The 978-nt window shown below is 52.7% G+C and carries 1 rRNA gene; it reads left to right on the top strand.

Features of this window, described 5'->3' with window-relative positions:
- Positions 1-89: 89 nt before the first annotated feature.
- A 23S ribosomal RNA gene (locus ABEV15_RS07250) occupies positions 90-978 on the top strand; the annotation flags it as partial.

The following is a 978-nucleotide window of genomic DNA, read 5'->3' as shown; positions in this document are numbered from 1 at the left end:
TGAAAACTAGATAACAGGCAGTAAAGAAAAGCGACAAACGGTTCTCGTTTGGAGCTAAACGATAAAGCCAAGCAATACAAAGTGTGTTTAGTTAAGTTAGAAAGGGCGCACGGTGGATGCCTTGGCACTAGGAGCCGATGAAGGACGGGACAAACACCGATATGCTTCGGGGAGCTGTAAGTAAGCGTTGATCCGGAGATTTCCGAATGGGGGAACCCACTGTCCGTAATGGGGCAGTATCCATACGTGAATCCATAGCGTATGGAGGGCATACCCGGGGAACTGAAACATCTAAGTACCCGGAGGAGAAGAAAGCAAAAGCGATTCCCTGAGTAGCGGCGAGCGAAACGGGAACAGCCCAAACCAAGAGGCTTGCCTCTTGGGGTTGTAGGACACTCAATACGGAGTGACAAAGGAACGGAGTAGACGAAGCGGTCTGGAAAGGCCCGCCAGAGGAGGTAACAGCCCTGTAGTCGAAACTTCGTTCCCTCCTGAGTGGATCCTGAGTACGGCGGGACACGAGGAATCCCGTCGGAAGCAGGGAGGACCATCTCCCAAGGCTAAATACTCCCTAGTGACCGATAGTGAACCAGTACCGTGAGGGAAAGGTGAAAAGCACCCCGGGAGGGGAGTGAAAGAGAACCTGAAACCGTGTGCCTACAAGTAGTCAGAGCCCGTTTATGGGTGATGGCGTGCCTTTTGTAGAATGAACCGGCGAGTTACGATCTCGTGCGAGGTTAAGTCGAAAAGACGGAGCCGTAGCGAAAGCGAGTCTGAATAGGGCGTATAGTACGAGGTCGTAGACCCGAAACCAGGTGATCTACCCATGTCCAGGGTGAAGGTAGGGTAATACCTACTGGAGGCCCGAACCCACGCACGTTGAAAAGTGCGGGGATGAGGTGTGGGTAGGGGTGAAATGCCAATCGAACTTGGAGATAGCTGGTTCTCCCCGAAATAGCTTTAGGGCTAGCCTCGAGT

This window comes from Bhargavaea massiliensis, from assembly GCF_050480245.1.
In the GTDB taxonomy this organism is placed as follows: Bacteria; Bacillota; Bacilli; order Bacillales; family Anoxybacillaceae; genus Anoxybacillus.
Note: the sequence above shows the minus strand (reverse complement) of the source record. Positions and strands in the feature narration are given on the sequence as shown.